1 protein-coding gene is annotated in these 564 nt (G+C 65.1%); it reads right to left on the bottom strand.

From position 1 onward, the window contains the following. Positions 1-89: 89 nt before the first annotated feature. Positions 90-564, bottom strand: a 475-nt coding sequence (locus GBZ48_RS35925) for an ABC transporter ATP-binding protein (protein WP_174475384.1), incomplete at its 5' end; no start/stop codon positions are given.

Below are 564 nucleotides of genomic sequence, written 5' to 3'. Positions count from 1 at the left end.
AAGGAACCATTGATGAGTCCGAGCAGAAGCTGCCCGAACAGCACTTGGGGCGGAACGCCGAAGAGTTGGACCATGAATGGCTCTCCCGCTCACACGCCGAGATAGGTGTGCAGCTTGTCCATGTTGGTGTGGAGCTGGTCGTTGGGGATCATGTCGACCACATGGCCTTCCTCCATCACGTAATGGCGGTCGGCGATGGTGGCGGCAAAGCGGAAGTTCTGCTCGACCAGCATGATGGTGAAGCCGCGCTGCTTCAAGGCCCGCACCGCCACGCCGATCTGCTCGATGATCACCGGAGCCAGACCCTCGGTCGGCTCGTCCAGCAGGATCAGGGTGGCGCCGGTGCGCAGGATGCGGGCGATGGCCAGCATCTGCTGCTCGCCGCCCGACAGGCGGGTGCCCTGGGTCGAGCCGCGGCCCTTCAGGTTGGGGAACAGGTCGTGGATCTGCGGGACGGTCATCCCGCCCTCCTTCACCACCGGCGGCAGCGTCAGGTTCTCGTCCACGCTGAGCGAGGAGAAGATGCCGCGTTCCTCCGGCACATAGCCGATGCCGAGCCGCGGG

This window comes from Azospirillum melinis (assembly GCF_013340935.1).
GTDB classification, from domain to species: domain Bacteria; phylum Pseudomonadota; class Alphaproteobacteria; order Azospirillales; family Azospirillaceae; genus Azospirillum; species Azospirillum melinis.
Note: the sequence above shows the minus strand (reverse complement) of the source record. Positions and strands in the feature narration are given on the sequence as shown.